14 protein-coding genes and 2 tRNA genes are annotated in these 15,681 nt (G+C 32.2%); 5 read left to right on the top strand and 11 right to left on the bottom strand.

The window, feature by feature from the left end; translation table 11 throughout:
* Positions 1 to 55: 55 nt before the first annotated feature.
* Positions 56 to 1,570, top strand: coding sequence for a histidine ammonia-lyase (gene hutH / locus Y10_RS12495; RefSeq protein ID WP_281765744.1), 1,515 nt, complete (start codon positions 56 to 58; stop codon positions 1,568 to 1,570).
* Positions 1,571 to 1,583: 13 nt separating this feature from the next.
* On the opposite strand, the gene Y10_RS12490 is transcribed toward hutH, so the two are convergent.
* From Y10_RS12490 to Y10_RS12465, 6 genes are all read right to left on the bottom strand, one after another.
* The gene (locus Y10_RS12490) at positions 1,584 to 1,994 is read right to left on the bottom strand and encodes an STAS/SEC14 domain-containing protein (RefSeq protein WP_281765743.1); all 411 of its coding nucleotides are present in this window, start codon (positions 1,992 to 1,994) and stop codon (positions 1,584 to 1,586) included.
* 54 nt (positions 1,995 to 2,048) lie between these two features.
* Complete coding sequence (gene rimK, locus Y10_RS12485; RefSeq protein WP_281765742.1) at positions 2,049 to 3,422, bottom strand: 30S ribosomal protein S6--L-glutamate ligase; 1,374 nt, start codon at positions 3,420 to 3,422, stop codon at positions 2,049 to 2,051.
* 121 nt (positions 3,423 to 3,543) lie between these two features.
* Positions 3,544 to 4,992: a glyceraldehyde-3-phosphate dehydrogenase gene (locus Y10_RS12480; RefSeq protein WP_281765741.1), complete on the bottom strand. Its 1,449-nt coding sequence runs from the start codon at positions 4,990 to 4,992 to the stop codon at positions 3,544 to 3,546.
* Between the two features lie 239 nt (positions 4,993 to 5,231).
* Entirely contained in the window at positions 5,232 to 6,023 is a 792-nt protein-coding gene (locus Y10_RS12475; protein WP_281765740.1) for a coiled-coil domain-containing protein, read from the bottom strand.
* A 28-nt stretch (positions 6,024 to 6,051) separates the two neighbouring features.
* Positions 6,052 to 6,699, bottom strand: a complete 648-nt coding sequence (locus tag Y10_RS12470) for a hypothetical protein (RefSeq protein ID WP_281765739.1) — start codon at positions 6,697 to 6,699, stop codon at positions 6,052 to 6,054.
* A gap of 196 nt (positions 6,700 to 6,895) precedes the next feature.
* Positions 6,896 to 6,980: transfer RNA gene (locus tag Y10_RS12465), tRNA-Ser, on the bottom strand.
* A gap of 405 nt (positions 6,981 to 7,385) precedes the next feature.
* On the opposite strand from Y10_RS12465, the gene Y10_RS12460 reads away from it, so the two are divergent.
* From Y10_RS12460 to Y10_RS12450, 3 genes are all read left to right on the top strand, one after another.
* A complete protein-coding gene (locus Y10_RS12460; RefSeq protein ID WP_281765738.1) occupies positions 7,386 to 7,799 on the top strand; it encodes a hypothetical protein in 414 nt (137 codons plus the stop codon).
* Positions 7,800 to 8,514: 715 nt separating this feature from the next.
* On the top strand, positions 8,515 to 9,129 hold the full coding sequence (locus tag Y10_RS12455; protein ID WP_281765737.1) for a hypothetical protein: 615 nt from the start codon (positions 8,515 to 8,517) through the stop codon (positions 9,127 to 9,129).
* Between the two features lie 136 nt (positions 9,130 to 9,265).
* On the top strand, positions 9,266 to 9,958 hold the full coding sequence (locus Y10_RS12450) for a hypothetical protein (RefSeq protein ID WP_281765736.1): 693 nt from the start codon (positions 9,266 to 9,268) through the stop codon (positions 9,956 to 9,958).
* Positions 9,959 to 10,425: 467 nt separating this feature from the next.
* Here Y10_RS12450 and Y10_RS12445 read toward each other — a convergent pair whose 3' ends face one another.
* From Y10_RS12445 to Y10_RS12425, 5 genes are all read right to left on the bottom strand, one after another.
* Positions 10,426 to 11,745, bottom strand: coding sequence for a serine hydrolase domain-containing protein (locus tag Y10_RS12445; protein WP_281765735.1), 1,320 nt, complete (start codon positions 11,743 to 11,745; stop codon positions 10,426 to 10,428).
* Between the two features lie 16 nt (positions 11,746 to 11,761).
* Positions 11,762 to 12,385, bottom strand: a complete 624-nt coding sequence (locus Y10_RS12440; protein ID WP_281765734.1) for an HAAS signaling domain-containing protein — start codon at positions 12,383 to 12,385, stop codon at positions 11,762 to 11,764.
* Positions 12,385 to 12,717: a PadR family transcriptional regulator gene (locus tag Y10_RS12435; protein ID WP_281765733.1), complete on the bottom strand. Its 333-nt coding sequence runs from the start codon at positions 12,715 to 12,717 to the stop codon at positions 12,385 to 12,387. The genes Y10_RS12440 and Y10_RS12435 overlap by 1 nt, the downstream gene beginning before the upstream one ends.
* Before the next feature lie 231 nt (positions 12,718 to 12,948).
* Positions 12,949 to 13,033: transfer RNA gene (locus Y10_RS12430), tRNA-Ser, on the bottom strand.
* A 121-nt stretch (positions 13,034 to 13,154) separates the two neighbouring features.
* On the bottom strand, positions 13,155 to 14,663 hold the full coding sequence (locus Y10_RS12425; protein ID WP_281765732.1) for a succinate CoA transferase: 1,509 nt from the start codon (positions 14,661 to 14,663) through the stop codon (positions 13,155 to 13,157).
* A gap of 173 nt (positions 14,664 to 14,836) precedes the next feature.
* On the opposite strand from Y10_RS12425, the gene Y10_RS12420 reads away from it, so the two are divergent.
* Positions 14,837 to 15,655, top strand: coding sequence for a helix-turn-helix domain-containing protein (locus Y10_RS12420; RefSeq protein WP_281765731.1), 819 nt, complete (start codon positions 14,837 to 14,839; stop codon positions 15,653 to 15,655).
* Positions 15,656 to 15,681 lie beyond the last annotated feature (26 nt).

The following is a 15,681-nucleotide window of genomic DNA, read 5'->3' as shown; positions in this document are numbered from 1 at the left end:
AATTTGGAAAATATAATGTTTATGCGGATTTTTGAACTCCTAAGAATTTAATTAAATGACGCAAATACATTATATAAGCAGCAATATACTTGATTTATCGGAGATAAATACAATAATTTCTCAAAATAAGAACATTAAACTTTCGGATGAATCAAAGTACTTAATTGAAAAAAGCAGAACCTATTTAGATGAAAAAATGAAGGCTCATAAAGAGCCTATTTATGGTATTAATACAGGTTTTGGAGCGCTGTATAATGTTAAAATATCTACTTCTAATTTATCTAAACTACAAGAAAATCTAGTCAAATCTCACGCTTGCGGAACAGGAGAAAAAGTACCGGTGGGTATTATTAAGTTAATGCTTTTACTAAAGGTACAATCTTTAAGTTATGGGCATAGTGGTGTGCAATTGGCAACTGTTAATAGGTTAATTGATTTTTTTAATAATGATGTATATCCGGTAGTGTACACACAAGGATCGTTAGGTGCATCAGGAGATTTGGCTCCATTAGCCCATTTAGCATTGCCTTTGTTAGGAATGGGAGAGGTGTATGTAAATGGTGAGATAAAAGATGCTAGTATTTTACAAGAAAAATTTGGATGGGAACCACTTGAGTTACGTTCTAAAGAAGGATTGGCATTGTTAAATGGTACGCAGTTTATGAGTGCTTACGGGGTGTATTGTTTACTAAAAGCTTATAAATTATCTTATTTGGCAGATTTGATAGGAACCATATCTCTAGAAGCTTTTGATGGTAGAAAGGAGCCTTTTACAGATTTAATTCATCTTATAAGACCGCACAGGGGGCAAATAAAAACAGCTGAACGTGTATTGAGTTTTTTAGAAGGAAGTGAATTGATTTCTAGAGAAAAGAAACACGTACAAGACCCTTATTCTTTTAGGTGTATGCCACAGGTACATGGAGCTACAAAAGACACTTTAACTTTTGTTAGAAAAACCTTTAAAACTGAAATAAACTCGGTAACAGATAACCCAAACATATTTGTAAAAGAAGATAAGATTATATCTGGAGGAAACTTTCATGGGCAACCTTTGGCTTTAGGCTTAGACTACCTAGGTATTGCGATGGCAGAATTGGGTAATATATCTGAACGTAGAATTTTCCAATTGGTTTCGGGCCTACGTGAGTTACCAGTGTTTTTAGTGAATGATCCGGGAATTAATTCTGGGTTTATGATTCCGCAATATACTGCAGCAAGTATTGTAAGTCAGAATAAACAACTTGCCTCACCAAGTAGTATAGATAGTATTGTGTCTTCTAACGGACAAGAAGACCACGTGAGTATGGGGGCTAATGCAGCTACAAAATGTCTTAGAATATTAGATAATGTAGAGCGTATATTAGCCATAGAACTTTTAAATGCATCTCAAGCTATTGAATTCAGAAGACCAAATAAAAGTTCTATACTAATAGAGGAGTTTTTAAGTGCTTTTGTTAAAGAAGTTCCTTTTGTAGAACAAGACCGTTTTCTTCACCTAGATATTGAAAAATCAATTGACTTTATAGATGCTTATGAAGTTGATTTTTCAGAAATATACATGAATTAAAACATACAATATCTTAGGAGTTGTTTACTCCTAAGATATTATTAACCCACATAAAAGCACTTTTCTTATCGTAGAAAATCTTCATGTTTGGTTGTTTAAAAAAGAACTTTTCAATTTTAAAATTGAAGAAATCTATTTCTTTTTTAGAAATAACAGCAAATGCTTTTAAATTTTTTTGATTTCGTAATGTAAAATATACAGTAGGATCTACAGAATAAGAGTTTTCTCTTAATGTTATATATGCAAAAGGTTTATCTTCACCAAAGTGATCCGTAAATATATTCATAGCTCTCAGGCATAAATTCTTATCTATCATTACACCTTCTTTAACAACCGAAAGAACAAAATAATCATATATATATAGTACCACTTCATCTAAATTATAGGTGAATTGTACTTCTAAATCACTAATAGTTGATAGCATGTTGAATTAAATTTGTGTGTAAAATTTGGGTGATTAAACTTACAAGTTTGTGATTTATTTCTTAGACCATTTTAAACTTTTTTCTATCGCATTAATCATTAAAGAAGCTACATCTTTTTCTGTAGCAGTTTCAATACCCTCTAAACCAGGAGAAGAGTTAACTTCTAATAATAAGGGTCCTTTAGAAGATCTTATAATATCTACCCCTGCAACTTTTAGCCCCATTGCTTTGGCAGCTTTTACAGCTATTTTCTTTTCGTCAATAGTAGGTTTAATAATACTTGCCGTACCTCCCAAGTGAATATTAGCTCTAAATTCGCCAGGCAAGGCTTCTCTTTGTATTGCAGCAACTACTTTACCATCAATTACAAATAATCTAAGATCTTTACCACTAGCTTCTTTAATAAACTCTTGTACTAAGATGTTTGCTTTTAAACTCTTGAAAGCATTAATAACACTTTCAGCAGCTTTTTTAGTTTCAGCTAATACAACTCCTTTTCCTTGTGTACCTTCTAATAGTTTTACTATAAGAGGAGAGCCACCAACCATTTTAATTAAATCAGATGTATCTAGGGGTGAGTTAGCAAATCCAGTAGTAGGTATATTAATACCGTTGTTAAGTAGTAACTGTAACGAGTATAATTTATCTCTAGACTGGGTAATAGCCGCAGCAGAGTTTAAACAAAAGATATTAAGCGCCTCAAATTGTCTGGTTAATGCACAACCATAGAATGTCATACTAGGTCTTATTCTAGGAATAACTGCATCTAGATCGTTTAAAATTTTACCTCCTCTAAAATGAATTTCAGGAGTCTTAGCATCTAATTTCATGTAACATTGAGCAATGTTTAAAAATATCATTTCATGCCCTAAACGTTCTCCTGCTTCAATAATTCTTTTATTGCTATATAGGTCTGGATTACTAGCTAGTAATCCAATTTTAAGTCCTTTTTTCTCAATGTCTTTAGACTTGTATAATTGACTCAATTCAGAATCTTCTACGGTACCTAACAAAAAGCTGCTTTCTGGATCAACCAAAATTCTTCCGTTCATAGCTTCTCTACCTAAAAGCATGCGGTACCCCATAGAGTCGCGGTTGGTTAAAGTAAGTTCTATCTCCCAAACATCGTCTGAAATATGTAGTAATGTTTTAATTACATACCTGCTCTCTTTGGTGCCTGTAGAACTTTTAATTATACGTTTGTCTGCAATTGGCGATTCACAATGAACAACAGTTTTACCATTAGCTTGAACAGGGTATACATCATACCTAACCCAATGTTCTCCCTCTTTAATGAAAGGCTCAATATTAACCGCGTGTAAGGCAGATGTTTTGGCACCACTATCTACTCTTACTTTAATTGCTGGAACATTAATTTTAGGTAATTTAACCCATTCTTCGCTACCAACTATTATTTTATCGTTCATGTGTATCTAAGTTTTAAAAATCAAATTACGTAAAAATATATACGATTATAATAAAAAAAATATAAAAAAAATCCTGAGAAATGGTTCTCAGGATTTTCAACAACAATACTAACAATATGATTTAATAATAAGTAAATCTTCTCACTTGAGCTATATATTTGGCTAGGCGTATTACTTGGTTAGAGTATCCGTATTCATTATCATACCATATATACAGAATTATATTTTTACCATCTTTATTTACAATGGTTGCCTTGCTATCATAAATAGAAGGGGCAGAAGATCCTACAATGTCAGAGGACACTAATTCGTTACTCAAAGAATATTGAATTTGCTCTACTAAATTACCTTCTAAGGCATATTTTTTAATAATATTATTTACATCATCTACAGAAGTGGTTTTTTCTACCTCTAAGTTTAATACGGCTAAAGATCCGTTTGGAACTGGCACTCTAATGGCATTAGAGGTAAGTTTACCACTTAATGAAGGTAGTGCTTTAGCTACGGCTTTTCCAGCGCCGGTTTCTGTAATAACCATGTTAATGGCCGCAGCTCTTCCTCTTCGGTATTTGCCGTGCATATTGTCTACCAGGTTCTGGTCGTTAGTGTAGGCGTGTATGGTTTCTAAATGACCTTTAACCACCCCAAGTGAATCTTCAATAGCTTTTAAAATAGGAGTAATGGCATTGGTGGTACAAGATGCTGCAGAAAAAATAAATTGCTCTTTAGGGTTGTATGTTAAATGGTTTACCCCATGTACAATGTTTGGTATTTCTTTTCCTGGTGCCGTTAATAGCACGTGGCTAGTACCTTTGGCTACTAAATGTCTGCTTAGTGCTTCTTTGTCTCTAAAGGCTCCTGTATTATCTATTACTAGCGCATTATCTATTCCATATTCGGTATAGTTAATGTTTTCTGGTGCGTGAGATGAAATCATATGCACTGTAGTACCATTAATAGTTAAGGCTTCATTTTCTAGATCTACCGTAACTACCCCAGGGAAATGCCCGTGTACCGAATCACTTCTTAACAAAGCTGCTCTTTTTTCTAAAGACTCTGGAGTATTTTTATCTCTAGTTACAATAGCTCTAAGACGTAATTGACCACCTCTACCTACTTTAGTCATTAACTCTCTGGCTAAAAGCCTTCCAATTCTACCAAAGCCGTATAATACCACGTCTCTTGGTACTATTTTTTTAGTTTTGTTGGCGTCTTTAAGTTTATTAATAACAAAAGAACGCGCATTACCGTGCTTCTCGTCTTCAAGTTGATATTCATACGTAAGTTTACCAATATCTAATTTGGCAGGAGGTAGGTCTGATGAATAAATAGCTTTAGCAATTTCAACCGAATCAAAAACAGAGATTGGTTTTTCTACAAATTCTGCAGCATATTCGTGTAAATTTAAAATTTGACTTACACTGTTGTCTAATAATTGATTTCTGAAGAACACAAGCTCTATAGCTTTTTCATACCATAGATCGCTAACAACTTTAATAAACTCAACAGTGGCACGTCTCCTGTCTGCTTGAAAAGAAAGTTCTTTTTCGTAAGTGGCGTTACTAGTCATTATATATTTGTTTGTTTTTGTGATTTTAGTAATACAAAAATATATAATTCAAACGTTTTCGTAAAATTAAAAATATATACACCTGCTTTATTTTTATACATGATGTATATGTGTTGTTTTCACACTTTCAGAGGTTTAGGTGGTGAGGTATGGTAAACGTTGATGGTTTGAGAGGTTAGGCAGTTAAATTGTGATAAAGAAGCACATAAGAAAGCCGCTGTAAAAGCGGCTTCAAATTTTTAAAGGTTATTTAGTTTGTTAAGTACTACATCTATATGGTAATGAAGTTGCTCTATTTGATTGCTGTACTCAGTAGAGTCTTCTTTAATTGCTTTTTTAAAAAGTTCAAAGGCTTCAAGTCTTAGCTCTGCATAGTTTAAGAGTAAGTCATTTTGCGCCTTTAATTCTGAGGGTAGATTTTTAAATTCATTGGTTTTATGAATTATCTCAATGTTTTCTTTCCACTTCGGAATGATTGAATTTTCTAATTCGTAGATGAGGGTAGCATTCGATTCGGTATCTAAATGGTCATAGAAAACCAATGTCTCATTTTCATTTTCTGAAAAAACAGCTAATTCAGCATCATAACGGTTATATACTTCCTCATCAGTACTTAAGAAGAAATAGCCAAATATTACGGTTACAATAGTTAGTAATGAAATAATACCTATAAGCGCAGCTTTGCCTTGAGAGTAAAACTCATTTCCATTTTCTTTGTGTAGAGTAAGGATGGTACCTTGATATTTTTCAACTACGAAATAAATTATAATAGTATACATAGCAGGTATGATGGCAGAAGGAATTTTATCTATAACCGCATCATCTAATTGTAGTAATATTCCAAATAGGATAAGGGTACTTAAGATACCTATAATAAGAGCATTTTTGCTATGTGTAGGCTCTTCAATATTGCTATAGTTTTTGCTAATTAAATAACCCGCAGCTAATGGCCCGCCTAAAAAGGTGGCTAGTGCAATTGATTTTTGTGAATAGAGTTTTACGTTTTTACTAGGGTCTTTTTGTTCGATCATTTATTTTGTTAGGTTAGGTACTTCTGGTTTATTTTACTTTAATGATAACTCCAAACGTAATGTCATCATTGTGCTCGTTGGTGGCTCTAAATACATAGCTACCATCATTAAAAACTTCTAGAATATCTACTTTAATAGATTCGCCTATGTATTTTTTTAGTCGTTCACTAGGCATTCTTTTGTAAATTAAATTGTATTGGCGATTTGATATCCACTCAATATCATAAATTTGATTGTCATCCTTCGATTTTTCTTTTTGAATTCTTTTTGTCCTTTTAATTACAGTTTTCTGGTAGTAAGGATTCTTATAGCGAAATGCTCCTTTTAATAATTGGGTTTCTGGAGTATTGGCGTTACTTGCAACCTGCATGTGCTCATACTTTGAGTTTATAAAGGTAAAGGTGATATTATGACAAGCGTTTTTCAGTTTAGTATCAGGGTGAAATTCCAGACTTAGTAGATAATCTTTTAATTGTTGTAGAGTCTCTTTATTTTTATAAGTAGACATATTTTCGATGAGATTCACTTCGGTAATCTTAGCGTTGTCGTTAACGCAGAATTCGAAAAAAGCACAGTCAACAGTGTTCACATCATCTACAAAGTAATTTGTTTGAATTTGACTTTTGGCTATGTTGCAAAAAAGAAAAGAGATAATAAGGTATGTATATAATTTCATTAGAGCAGATTGATTATTCATAGTGTTTAAATATACATATTCTCTTGTTTTTATACGTAGTCAAATCTTAATAATATAATTTAGGTATAAGGAATAGGGGAGATGTAATAATTGAAAATATAGCACAATAGCCGAAACATAAAGGTTAAAAAAAGCCCTGTAAAGTTAAACTTTACAGGGCTTACGCAGTACTCAGCGGAGAAAGAGGGATTCGAACCCCCGGAGGTGTGACCCTCAACGGTTTTCAAGACCGCCGCATTCGACCACTCTGCCATTTCTCCTTAGCGGTTGCAAATATAGAAAGATTTTTGAATATTGAAAGCCCAGCTCCCGTTATCATCACACTAGTTGCGGTAATAGTGATAAATTATGTTGGATTTTACCTCTTTAAAGAGGTAGCCTTTTTATTTGTAATAGTTTTAAGTTAAGAAACTTCTTACTATATTTAAATTATTAAAAGTTTTACTTTTTGAAATGCCAATAATTAGCAACTATTATTATGGTACCCACTATTACAACCTTAAAACTAGTATTTGGTTAAGTGTAGTAGACCCGTTGGCGGAGAAATACCTGGGATGGATTTCTTATAATTAATTTTTGACCAACCTTATGGTGATTTACAAAATTTTCAAAACTTGTATACCAGTACTGACAGTAGTATTGATAAAACTAAACTTGAGAACAAATTGAAATATTTGAATTTTTTATTTATTGTATTGCTTTTTAACAGTTGTAAAGAGCAAAATATCAATACCCTAAAAGTGAAGAATGTAAAATTTACGGATTTGCCTGTAGAGATTACTCAATATCTTCGAAATCCAACGGATGTTCAGAATGACATATCTACAATGTTGTTAGAATTACCTAAAGAGAAAGAAAACGAATATAAATTAGAAACTGTTAAGACATGGATAGGTCCATGGGTATCACACGAAAAATTAATAAATATAAAGAATAATACTATTTATAAAATTAATCAAGGAGTTCCAAGTCCGTATATCATATTTGAAAATAAGCTTTATATTCCAAACGGCTATAATATACTTACTACTGTTGATGATTTAAACTCGGTAGAGTTTACCAGGTATGAATTGAAGTGACTTTAAAAGAGGTGAAGATTTTACTATCTACTCAGTTGTTAAAGAATAAACTCAAACATTAAAAATACCAGTTGAGTCATGAAAAGTTTGACCTACATTATGTTTTTTATACTGATGATATCATTCATTACTGAAATTAGCTATTTAGTTCGTAAGACTACTGATAAATTTCACTTACCTTCTAAAGTAGTCTTTATTTTGGCACTTTTATTTTTTGTGCCTAACACATTAATTCCTGGAGTAAAGTATACTATATTGCCAGAGTTTTATTCTATACCTATATTTAGTTTTACTCTTTTCATAACCCTTACTATATTTTTAGTTTATTCTTTATATAGTGTAAATACATTATTACCATATAGACTAAAAAGTATACCGCAAATTGTTATTTCTATTTGTATACTAATTATTGCTATTTATTGGTTTATAGAAATTCCTCCTTATATAGATTATCCAAAAGAGCTTCCCCCTCCTTATAGCAAGAAAAATTACACGCTACACAATACAATAAACTACGTGATGAGTTTTATTATTTACAGTAGTATTCTAGTGTTTCACCTTTATAGTTTATTTAAATTAAAGAGCAATAATGAATAAGTTTTTATTTTTTTTATCAGCACTATTTTTGTTTCAAAATTGTAATGAGTCTAAGCAAAAGAAATCAATAGTTAAAAAAATTGAAATCAGTAATGATCGTGAAAAAACAAAAAAATCATTGACTACTAAGGAGGAAATGATAGATTCTCTTAAACAAATTAAGATTCACTGGGATTCGATACCTATATGTAAATTACCTATTGATACCGATATGATAGAAAATGGTGAGATTAAATTAAAAAAGTATTGTTGTTCACCAAACTGTCATCAAGAATTTAATTTAAATGAACTAGATGTTATGTTTAGTGTTAATACGGAGTATGAGACTAAAGCGAATCATTATGATAATGGGCATCCATCTAAAAAACAAGGTTATTTTGGATTACGTTTGCCAGATATAGATAATAATAGAGTGTTGCTCTTTTCTTATTATGAAGGTGAAGCATCAGATTATAAAACTTGCACTATTGAGTTACAAATATTTAATGATAAGAATGTGTTAGTAGATAAAATGATTATTCAAGATGGCTTGTATTATGAGTGCGGATGGAAAAGAACATTTTCAATTTCAAAAAATTATAGCTTAACCGTAAACGATTTATCATATTGCGCTGAACTAGGAGATGTTAATGTAGAAAAGTATGATGAAATAGAAATAGTGTCTAGGTACAAAATATCAAATGAAGAAAGAATTAAAAAAATTAGTGAAAGCATTTTAAAACCTTTAAAGTAATTCAAGAAACAACGGAGTTAAAAGGAAATCAAAAAGAAAAATATCAATTTAATGTTGGATATGAAAATGAAGTGTTATTTGATCATTAATCTATTTACATATAATACTTTAAAGCAAATTATAAATAGCATCTAAGATGAAGGGATTGTATATATATTTATTAATGATTAGCATATTGGTTTCTTGTAAAGAAAACAATAAAACGAGCGTTAATGAAACTAAAGAATCTGTAATAGATATAGAAACTAATATTAATTTAAATAAAAAAGAGTTTGAAGAGTTTTTGAACGTGAGGTCTTATGATACACTGCCATTTTATTACAACAAGCAATTATTTACAAATGGCTTAACTAATCAACAAGACTTGTTAGATTTTAGCTTTGAAAATTTACCTTATAATAAAGAATGTCAAAAATTTGAATCTTATAAGGACTCGTTGAACTATAAGTTTGATAATGGGTTTGAGGCAAACTTTGGTATTTGTAGTTGTGGTATTATTAAAAAGATAAAAATAAATGATTCTGTTTCTCTATTCCTATCAAAGTTAAATTCTAAATCACTGTCCGCTTGTTTTATATTCACCTATAAACCTGATGAAGGAATAATTGATTATTCCTTTTTGGGTGTTACAGATTATTTGAGGTACGATATGTACGTATATCAAGGAGTTATTGTATCAAAAGATTTAACAATTGAAGCTATAAACTTTTCATATTACGAAAGTACCCCAGATGTTTTTAATAAAAAGGTTAAGGTTGATAATTATGGAAAAATAGAAACCCTTTTTGAAAAAAACTATACAGTAGGAGATGATATCTATGAAAACTAAATAGAAAAAATACCACAGGTATTATCTAATAGAACAAACTCATTCAGGTAGATAAAATACCTGAACCATTAAAGCAGCACCAGCTCCCGTTAGCGTAACGCCAATGGCGGTAAGAGTGAAGAAGATAAAAAGCTGACCGGTACTTTGCAGTTGTAGTTAAGTTTATTACTATCATTATGGAGCATCTATACTTCTTTCCAGCTGGTTGGGTATTTCCTATCAGGGATGCTTAGTTAGTCTACTTTTTGGTTGTGAATTTAGGCAGATATAGAACACAAAAAAAACCTGTAAAGTTAGACTCTACAGGGCTTAGGTTAGTTTGCCGACTTACTCAGCGGAGAAAGAGGGGTTCTCTGAGTTTTTGTTTTTCTTGTATTTATAGGGGCTTAGAAACTATTAAAAGAATATTGTGACACCTAATTAGTCTCTATATTCTAATTTTAACTAAAATTAAAGTTTGGAAACATTCAATCTATATTTAATAAAGTCTTTTTGGCCATAAGTTTTTTTCTATTTTGAAACCAAATAAGTTGATTTGGATTTTCTGATGATTTCATAAACTTAATACCTGAGGAAACATCCAACAATACATTGGGTTCGTAACTTACTAATGGAACTTTTAGGTGTTGCATTTGAAAATAGATGAAATTCTCTTTTTCAAAAATGGAAAACTTTATGTTAAGTCCATCTAGGACATATTCGCCAATAAAATCTTTAAATTCTTTCGTTTTATACGTTCTAAATTTTGGAATTGATTGATGATTTAGTATGGCTTTCAAATCTTTATTTAAACTATTTTTCATGGGAACTCTGAATCGATTAATAAAATAGAGTATCATATCCCCAGTTTGTGGGTTGTAAAAATTTCTGAAAGCGTAGCCGTAGTTGTTTCCTCCATGTCCCCAATATTCAGTTTCATCGATGGTTAATTTTTGAAGGCCTAAGCCATATTTGCCATTTTTAAAATTGGTCATTTGAAGTAAACTTTTTTGGCTAATTAAGGTTTGCTTTTTATAGAGATGTTCATAAAATAAAGCCATGTCTTCAAGATTTGAAGCAATACTCCCGGCAGCAAAGGCATAATCTGCAAAAAACTTGTAGTTAATTCCTTGGTATTGATCTTGTTCATTTAATTCATCAGTGGGATGAACTAAATTTGTTATGCTTTTGGAGACATAGGGATAGGTGTTCTTAAGACCACAGGGAGTGAATATTCGGTTTTTTAGTAAGTCAAAATAACTTTGGTCATTTATTTTTTCAAGAATTTGCCCTAGTAAAATGTAATTGGTGTTTGTATATACAAAATGACCTATTTGTTTTTTGTTTTGAGGTTTTACATTTTGCAAGACATCAGCTCTTAAAATACTATCAGTAGGTATGTGATATGCATCCCATTCTTGATTACCCACAGTTTCAGCGAGTCCCGTTTCATGCCTTAGCAATTGCTCCACGGAAAGACTCCCTGATATATTTTGTATTGGGCTCAAGAATTTACCAATGCTATCAGATAATTTTAAGGTACCTCTTTCAACTTCCTGTAAAATCAGTATAGCAGTGAATGTTTTAGTCGCACTTCCAATGTTGAAAACAGTATTTCTATCATTATCGAAATTTAACCGTGTAGCTAAGAAATGATCGTTTTGTTTTAGTAAAATTCCCATTTTAATATGGGTAGCTTGGTAATAAGGCTCATATTTATTTTTTAGCTCATTTAGAAGAGCAGATTGCTGACCGTACGTAAGGAAACTTAGAAAGAGTAGTGTTATGGTTGCTGAAATTGATTTCATAAAAATTAATTTTTAGTTATAAATAATACATTGTTATGCTATGTAATAATGTAAATTTTTTTCTTTTCATTCTTAGTAAAAGAGTAATGAGTATATAAAGAACTACGATTATGAATAGCATTGTAGGAATAAACCAATATCCTAATACCTCGGTAAGTTCCAGAATTTTCACTTGATGAGAATTTCTAATACCCAATAAATGAAATTTACCCTCTTTGAAAAAAAGACCTACTTGATTGGGATGTAGAATTTTGGCAATAATTAAATAAACAAAACCAAATAATGTCAAGTACAAGAATGCGAAGACTATGTACAGTACACCATTAGAAAGGTTGAGAGCTAATGCTTTAAATATATGTTTAGGATTGAAAGTTTTTGTTGCTTGCTCTAATTTTTTTTGAGCAACTAAGGGCTTCAAAACTTCTTCGGGAGCTCCTAATTTGTCAAGTAAATTAACTAAATTTTCAATTTCGTTTGTAGGGTCAAGCTGAAGTAATCCTTCGTAAATATGACTGTTGAGTTCCATTAGAATTTCTTCTTGGTCCTTTTTATCCAATGGCTGAGTGGTACGTTTAATTCTTGTGATATAATCACTGTATATTTTTTGTGCCGTTTGATTGGTGAACTGTATAGGTTTCATTAGGATATTCTTTTTATTGATTTTTCTAGGTCAAACCAAAAGTTGCTCATTTCTGATAAAGTGGCTTCGCCTGTATTGGTTAGGGTATAGTATTTTCGTGGAATACCGGATGTTTGTTCAACCCATTTAGATGTGACAAGCCCTTCTTTTTTTAAACGGTTCATTAAAGGGTAGAGTGTACCTTCTGCAATTTCAATTCGCGTATTTTTTTTTATTTGCTCTATCAATTCGTAACCATAATATTCATGGTCTTTCAAGACATTTAGAGCAATAAAAGCAAGTGTTCCTTTTTTAACTTGCGATTTCCATTTATGTAAAAAATTCTCATTCACATGATAAAGGTATAATAAAATACATAGTTATGCAATGTGTTTATGGAATAAAGTGATGTATCCTTCCTATTTGGTATTCAGGGGTACTTCTTTCCAGCTGGTTGGGTATTTCCTATCAGGGATGCTTAGTTAGACTACTTTTTGGTTGTGAATTTTGGTGATATAGAACACAAAAAAAACCCTGTAAAGTTAGACTCTACAGGGCTTAGGTTAGTTTGCCGACTTACTCAGCGGAGAAAGAGGGATTCGAACCCCCGGAGGTGTGACCCTCAACGGTTTTCAAGACCGCCGCATTCGACCACTCTGCCATTTCTCCTTTGCGGTTGCAAATATAGAAAGATTTTTCAATAGTGAAACACTTTTTTTGAAAAAAAAATAGATTAAAAACTAACTACTTAAAAATGAACTATTTTCTAGCAAAAAAAATGCTCGTACAATTATTGATTCACTAATTCAGGAAACTTCATGGTACCATTTTCAATTAAATTGGTATGCCAGCTAAACGCCTTTTCTAGGATATGTGGCGTTTGCCCTCCGGCAGCTGAGGCTTCTTTAAAATAATCTAACAATTGCTTTTTGTAAAATGGGTGCACACAATTTTCTATAATTACTTCCGCACGTTCTCTTGGCGCTAAGCCGCGTATATCGGCTAGCCCTTGTTCTGTTACTAATATGTCTACATCGTGCTCTGTATGGTCTGTATGAGATACCATAGGCACTATATGCGATATTTTATTTTCTTTTGAGATAGATGGGCATACAAATATGCTGAGGTAGGCATTTCTGGCAAAATCTCCAGAGCCTCCAATACCATTCATCATTTTAGTACCGGTAATATGGGTAGAGTTTACATTGCCATACATATCAAACTCAATGGCGGTATTAATGGCAATAACTCCCAGTCTACGTATTACCTCTCCGGCATTACTTATATTTTGAGGTCGCAGAATTAATTTGTCTTTATACTTGTCAAAATGCTGAACCATGTTTTTTAAACATCCTTCCGTTACGGTAATAGAAGAGGCAGAGGCAAAGCTTAGTTTACCAGAATCAAACAGTTCAAAGGTGCTGTCTTGCAGTACTTCTGAGTACATGGTAAGGTTGTCAAAGTTACTTTTGGTAAATCCGCTTAACACGGCATTGGCAATTTTACCAATACCAGCTTGTAGAGGTAATAACGAGTTGGTTAATCTACCAGCTTCTACTTCTTTTTCTAAAAACGTTAGAATATGCTTAGAGATCGCTGAGGTTTTATCATCAGGTGCGGCTATTACGGCAGGGCAATCGGGTACGTTGGTGTACACTACGGCAATAACCTTATCTGGCGCTATTTTAATGTATGGCTCGCCAATTCTATCATCTACTTCGGTAATGTTTATTACCTCTCTGTGGGGTTGCTTTTTCTGTAGTTTTACATCGTGCATCCCCTGAAAGTCTAGTGGCATAGAGGTGTTAACCTCTATAATTATTTTATTAGCGTTTTGCGCAAAGCTAGCAGAGTTGCCTACAGAAGTTGTGGGTACTATATAACCATCTTCAGTAATACTAACGGCCTCTATAATGGCAACATCAATTCGGTATTCAGAAATATTTTGCAACATTTCGGCAGTGTAGCTCAAATGTTGGTCTACATAAAGTACTTCATGGTTATTTATAGCCTTTCTAAGAGTAGGGTCTGCTTGAAAAGGTAACCTTTTATGTAAGGCTCCGTTTTTAGCTAAATCGGCGTCTGTATTGTAGCCTAAAGAAGCACCGCTTAACACGGTTAACGAAAGTTCTTCTGATAACGCACGTTTCGCTATCTCTGGTAAAACACTTTTACTATCGCCTGCTTTGGTAAATCCACTAACGCCTAATATGTCATTTTTATTAATCAGTTTGGCTGCTTCAGAAGGGGATGTAATAAGCTTATGATATTCACTATATCGTATTCGTTTAATATGCATTTGGTGTTTGGTTTTAATATGTTATAACCCTAAAAAATTATAATTTGTTAATTTGATGTATATTTTAATAGGGATATGTTTTATATTTATATCTAAATTAGAAAATATGTTAAGTCGTATTTTATTAAAAAAAGACAATTACTTATTCAAAACGGACAATCGTATTTATTTTCATGAGTGAAAGCATACAAAAGAAATATTATCTTACAGAAGTTGATAAAATTCCAGGGAGTGTATATTGTTATCATGATTTAATGGGAGAAATCTTAATTGAATCTCATATACATAAGAAAGGACAATTTATTTATACAGAAGGCGGAGTGGTTTTTATTAAAACAAAAACTAAAACGCATTATTTGCCTGCGCGCCATTTTATGTGGATACCACCTAATGTGCCACATGCCATTTACCCAAGTTCTCCAAAGGTAATTATGCGTAATTTATATTTTCCTATCAAGGCGTTAGATCATAACTTTTTTTTTAAGGAAGGTATTTATCCGGTGAATAATTTACTTTTTGAGATGTTGCTACATACCAAAGACTGGAAGGGAGATATTATAAAAAAGACAAAAAATAAATATGTTATAGTAATGGCGTTTAAAGCATTGCTAGAGCAATGTGCTACACAATCTTTATTATTGAATTTGCCACAAGCGTCAGATGAACGGTTGAACAAAATTATTAATTACATAACCACTCATGTACATGAGCCACATACGTTGGCAGCGTTGTCTGAGCGGTATGGGGTATCAGAAAAAACATTGTATCGTTTGTTTAAAAAAGAGGTAGGCATGCCATTTATTCGTTACTTTGCATTGTTGCGCATATTTAAGTCGTTAGAGCTGTTGGTAGATCATACGTATACCATTGCCGAGATTGCTAATAAGGTTGGATATACTAGTGTGCCTACGTTTAGTAATACTTTTGAGAAACTGATGGGGAAGCGTCCATCTGAATACAGAAAGGCAAACGAAATATATGTGGCTTCATAAATAAAAATTGCAATAAAAAATTAGAA

The sequence above is a fragment of the Neptunitalea lumnitzerae genome (genome assembly GCF_027924185.1).
In the GTDB taxonomy this organism is placed as follows: Bacteria; Bacteroidota; Bacteroidia; order Flavobacteriales; family Flavobacteriaceae; genus Neptunitalea; species Neptunitalea lumnitzerae.
Note: the sequence above shows the minus strand (reverse complement) of the source record. Positions and strands in the feature narration are given on the sequence as shown.

Bases quoted from the DNA above. Each gene is read 5' to 3' on its own strand.
- Y10_RS12480 (WP_281765741.1), bottom strand. From the start codon at position 4,992: ATGACTAGTAACGCCACTTACGAAAAAGAACTTTCTTTTCAAGCAGAC.
- Y10_RS12425 (WP_281765732.1), bottom strand. From the start codon at position 14,663: ATGCATATTAAACGAATACGATATAGTGAATATCATAAGCTTATTACA.
- Y10_RS12440 (WP_281765734.1), bottom strand. From the start codon at position 12,385: ATGAAACCTATACAGTTCACCAATCAAACGGCACAAAAAATATACAGT.
- Y10_RS12470 (WP_281765739.1), bottom strand. From the start codon at position 6,699: ATGAAATTATATACATACCTTATTATCTCTTTTCTTTTTTGCAACATA.
- Y10_RS12450 (WP_281765736.1), top strand. From the start codon at position 9,266: ATGAAGGGATTGTATATATATTTATTAATGATTAGCATATTGGTTTCT.
- rimK (WP_281765742.1), bottom strand. From the start codon at position 3,422: ATGAACGATAAAATAATAGTTGGTAGCGAAGAATGGGTTAAATTACCT.
- Y10_RS12475 (WP_281765740.1), bottom strand. From the start codon at position 6,023: ATGATCGAACAAAAAGACCCTAGTAAAAACGTAAAACTCTATTCACAA.
- Y10_RS12420 (WP_281765731.1), top strand. From the start codon at position 14,837: ATGAGTGAAAGCATACAAAAGAAATATTATCTTACAGAAGTTGATAAA.
- Y10_RS12445 (WP_281765735.1), bottom strand. From the start codon at position 11,745: ATGAAATCAATTTCAGCAACCATAACACTACTCTTTCTAAGTTTCCTT.
- Y10_RS12490 (WP_281765743.1), bottom strand. From the start codon at position 1,994: ATGCTATCAACTATTAGTGATTTAGAAGTACAATTCACCTATAATTTA.
- hutH (WP_281765744.1), top strand. From the start codon at position 56: ATGACGCAAATACATTATATAAGCAGCAATATACTTGATTTATCGGAG.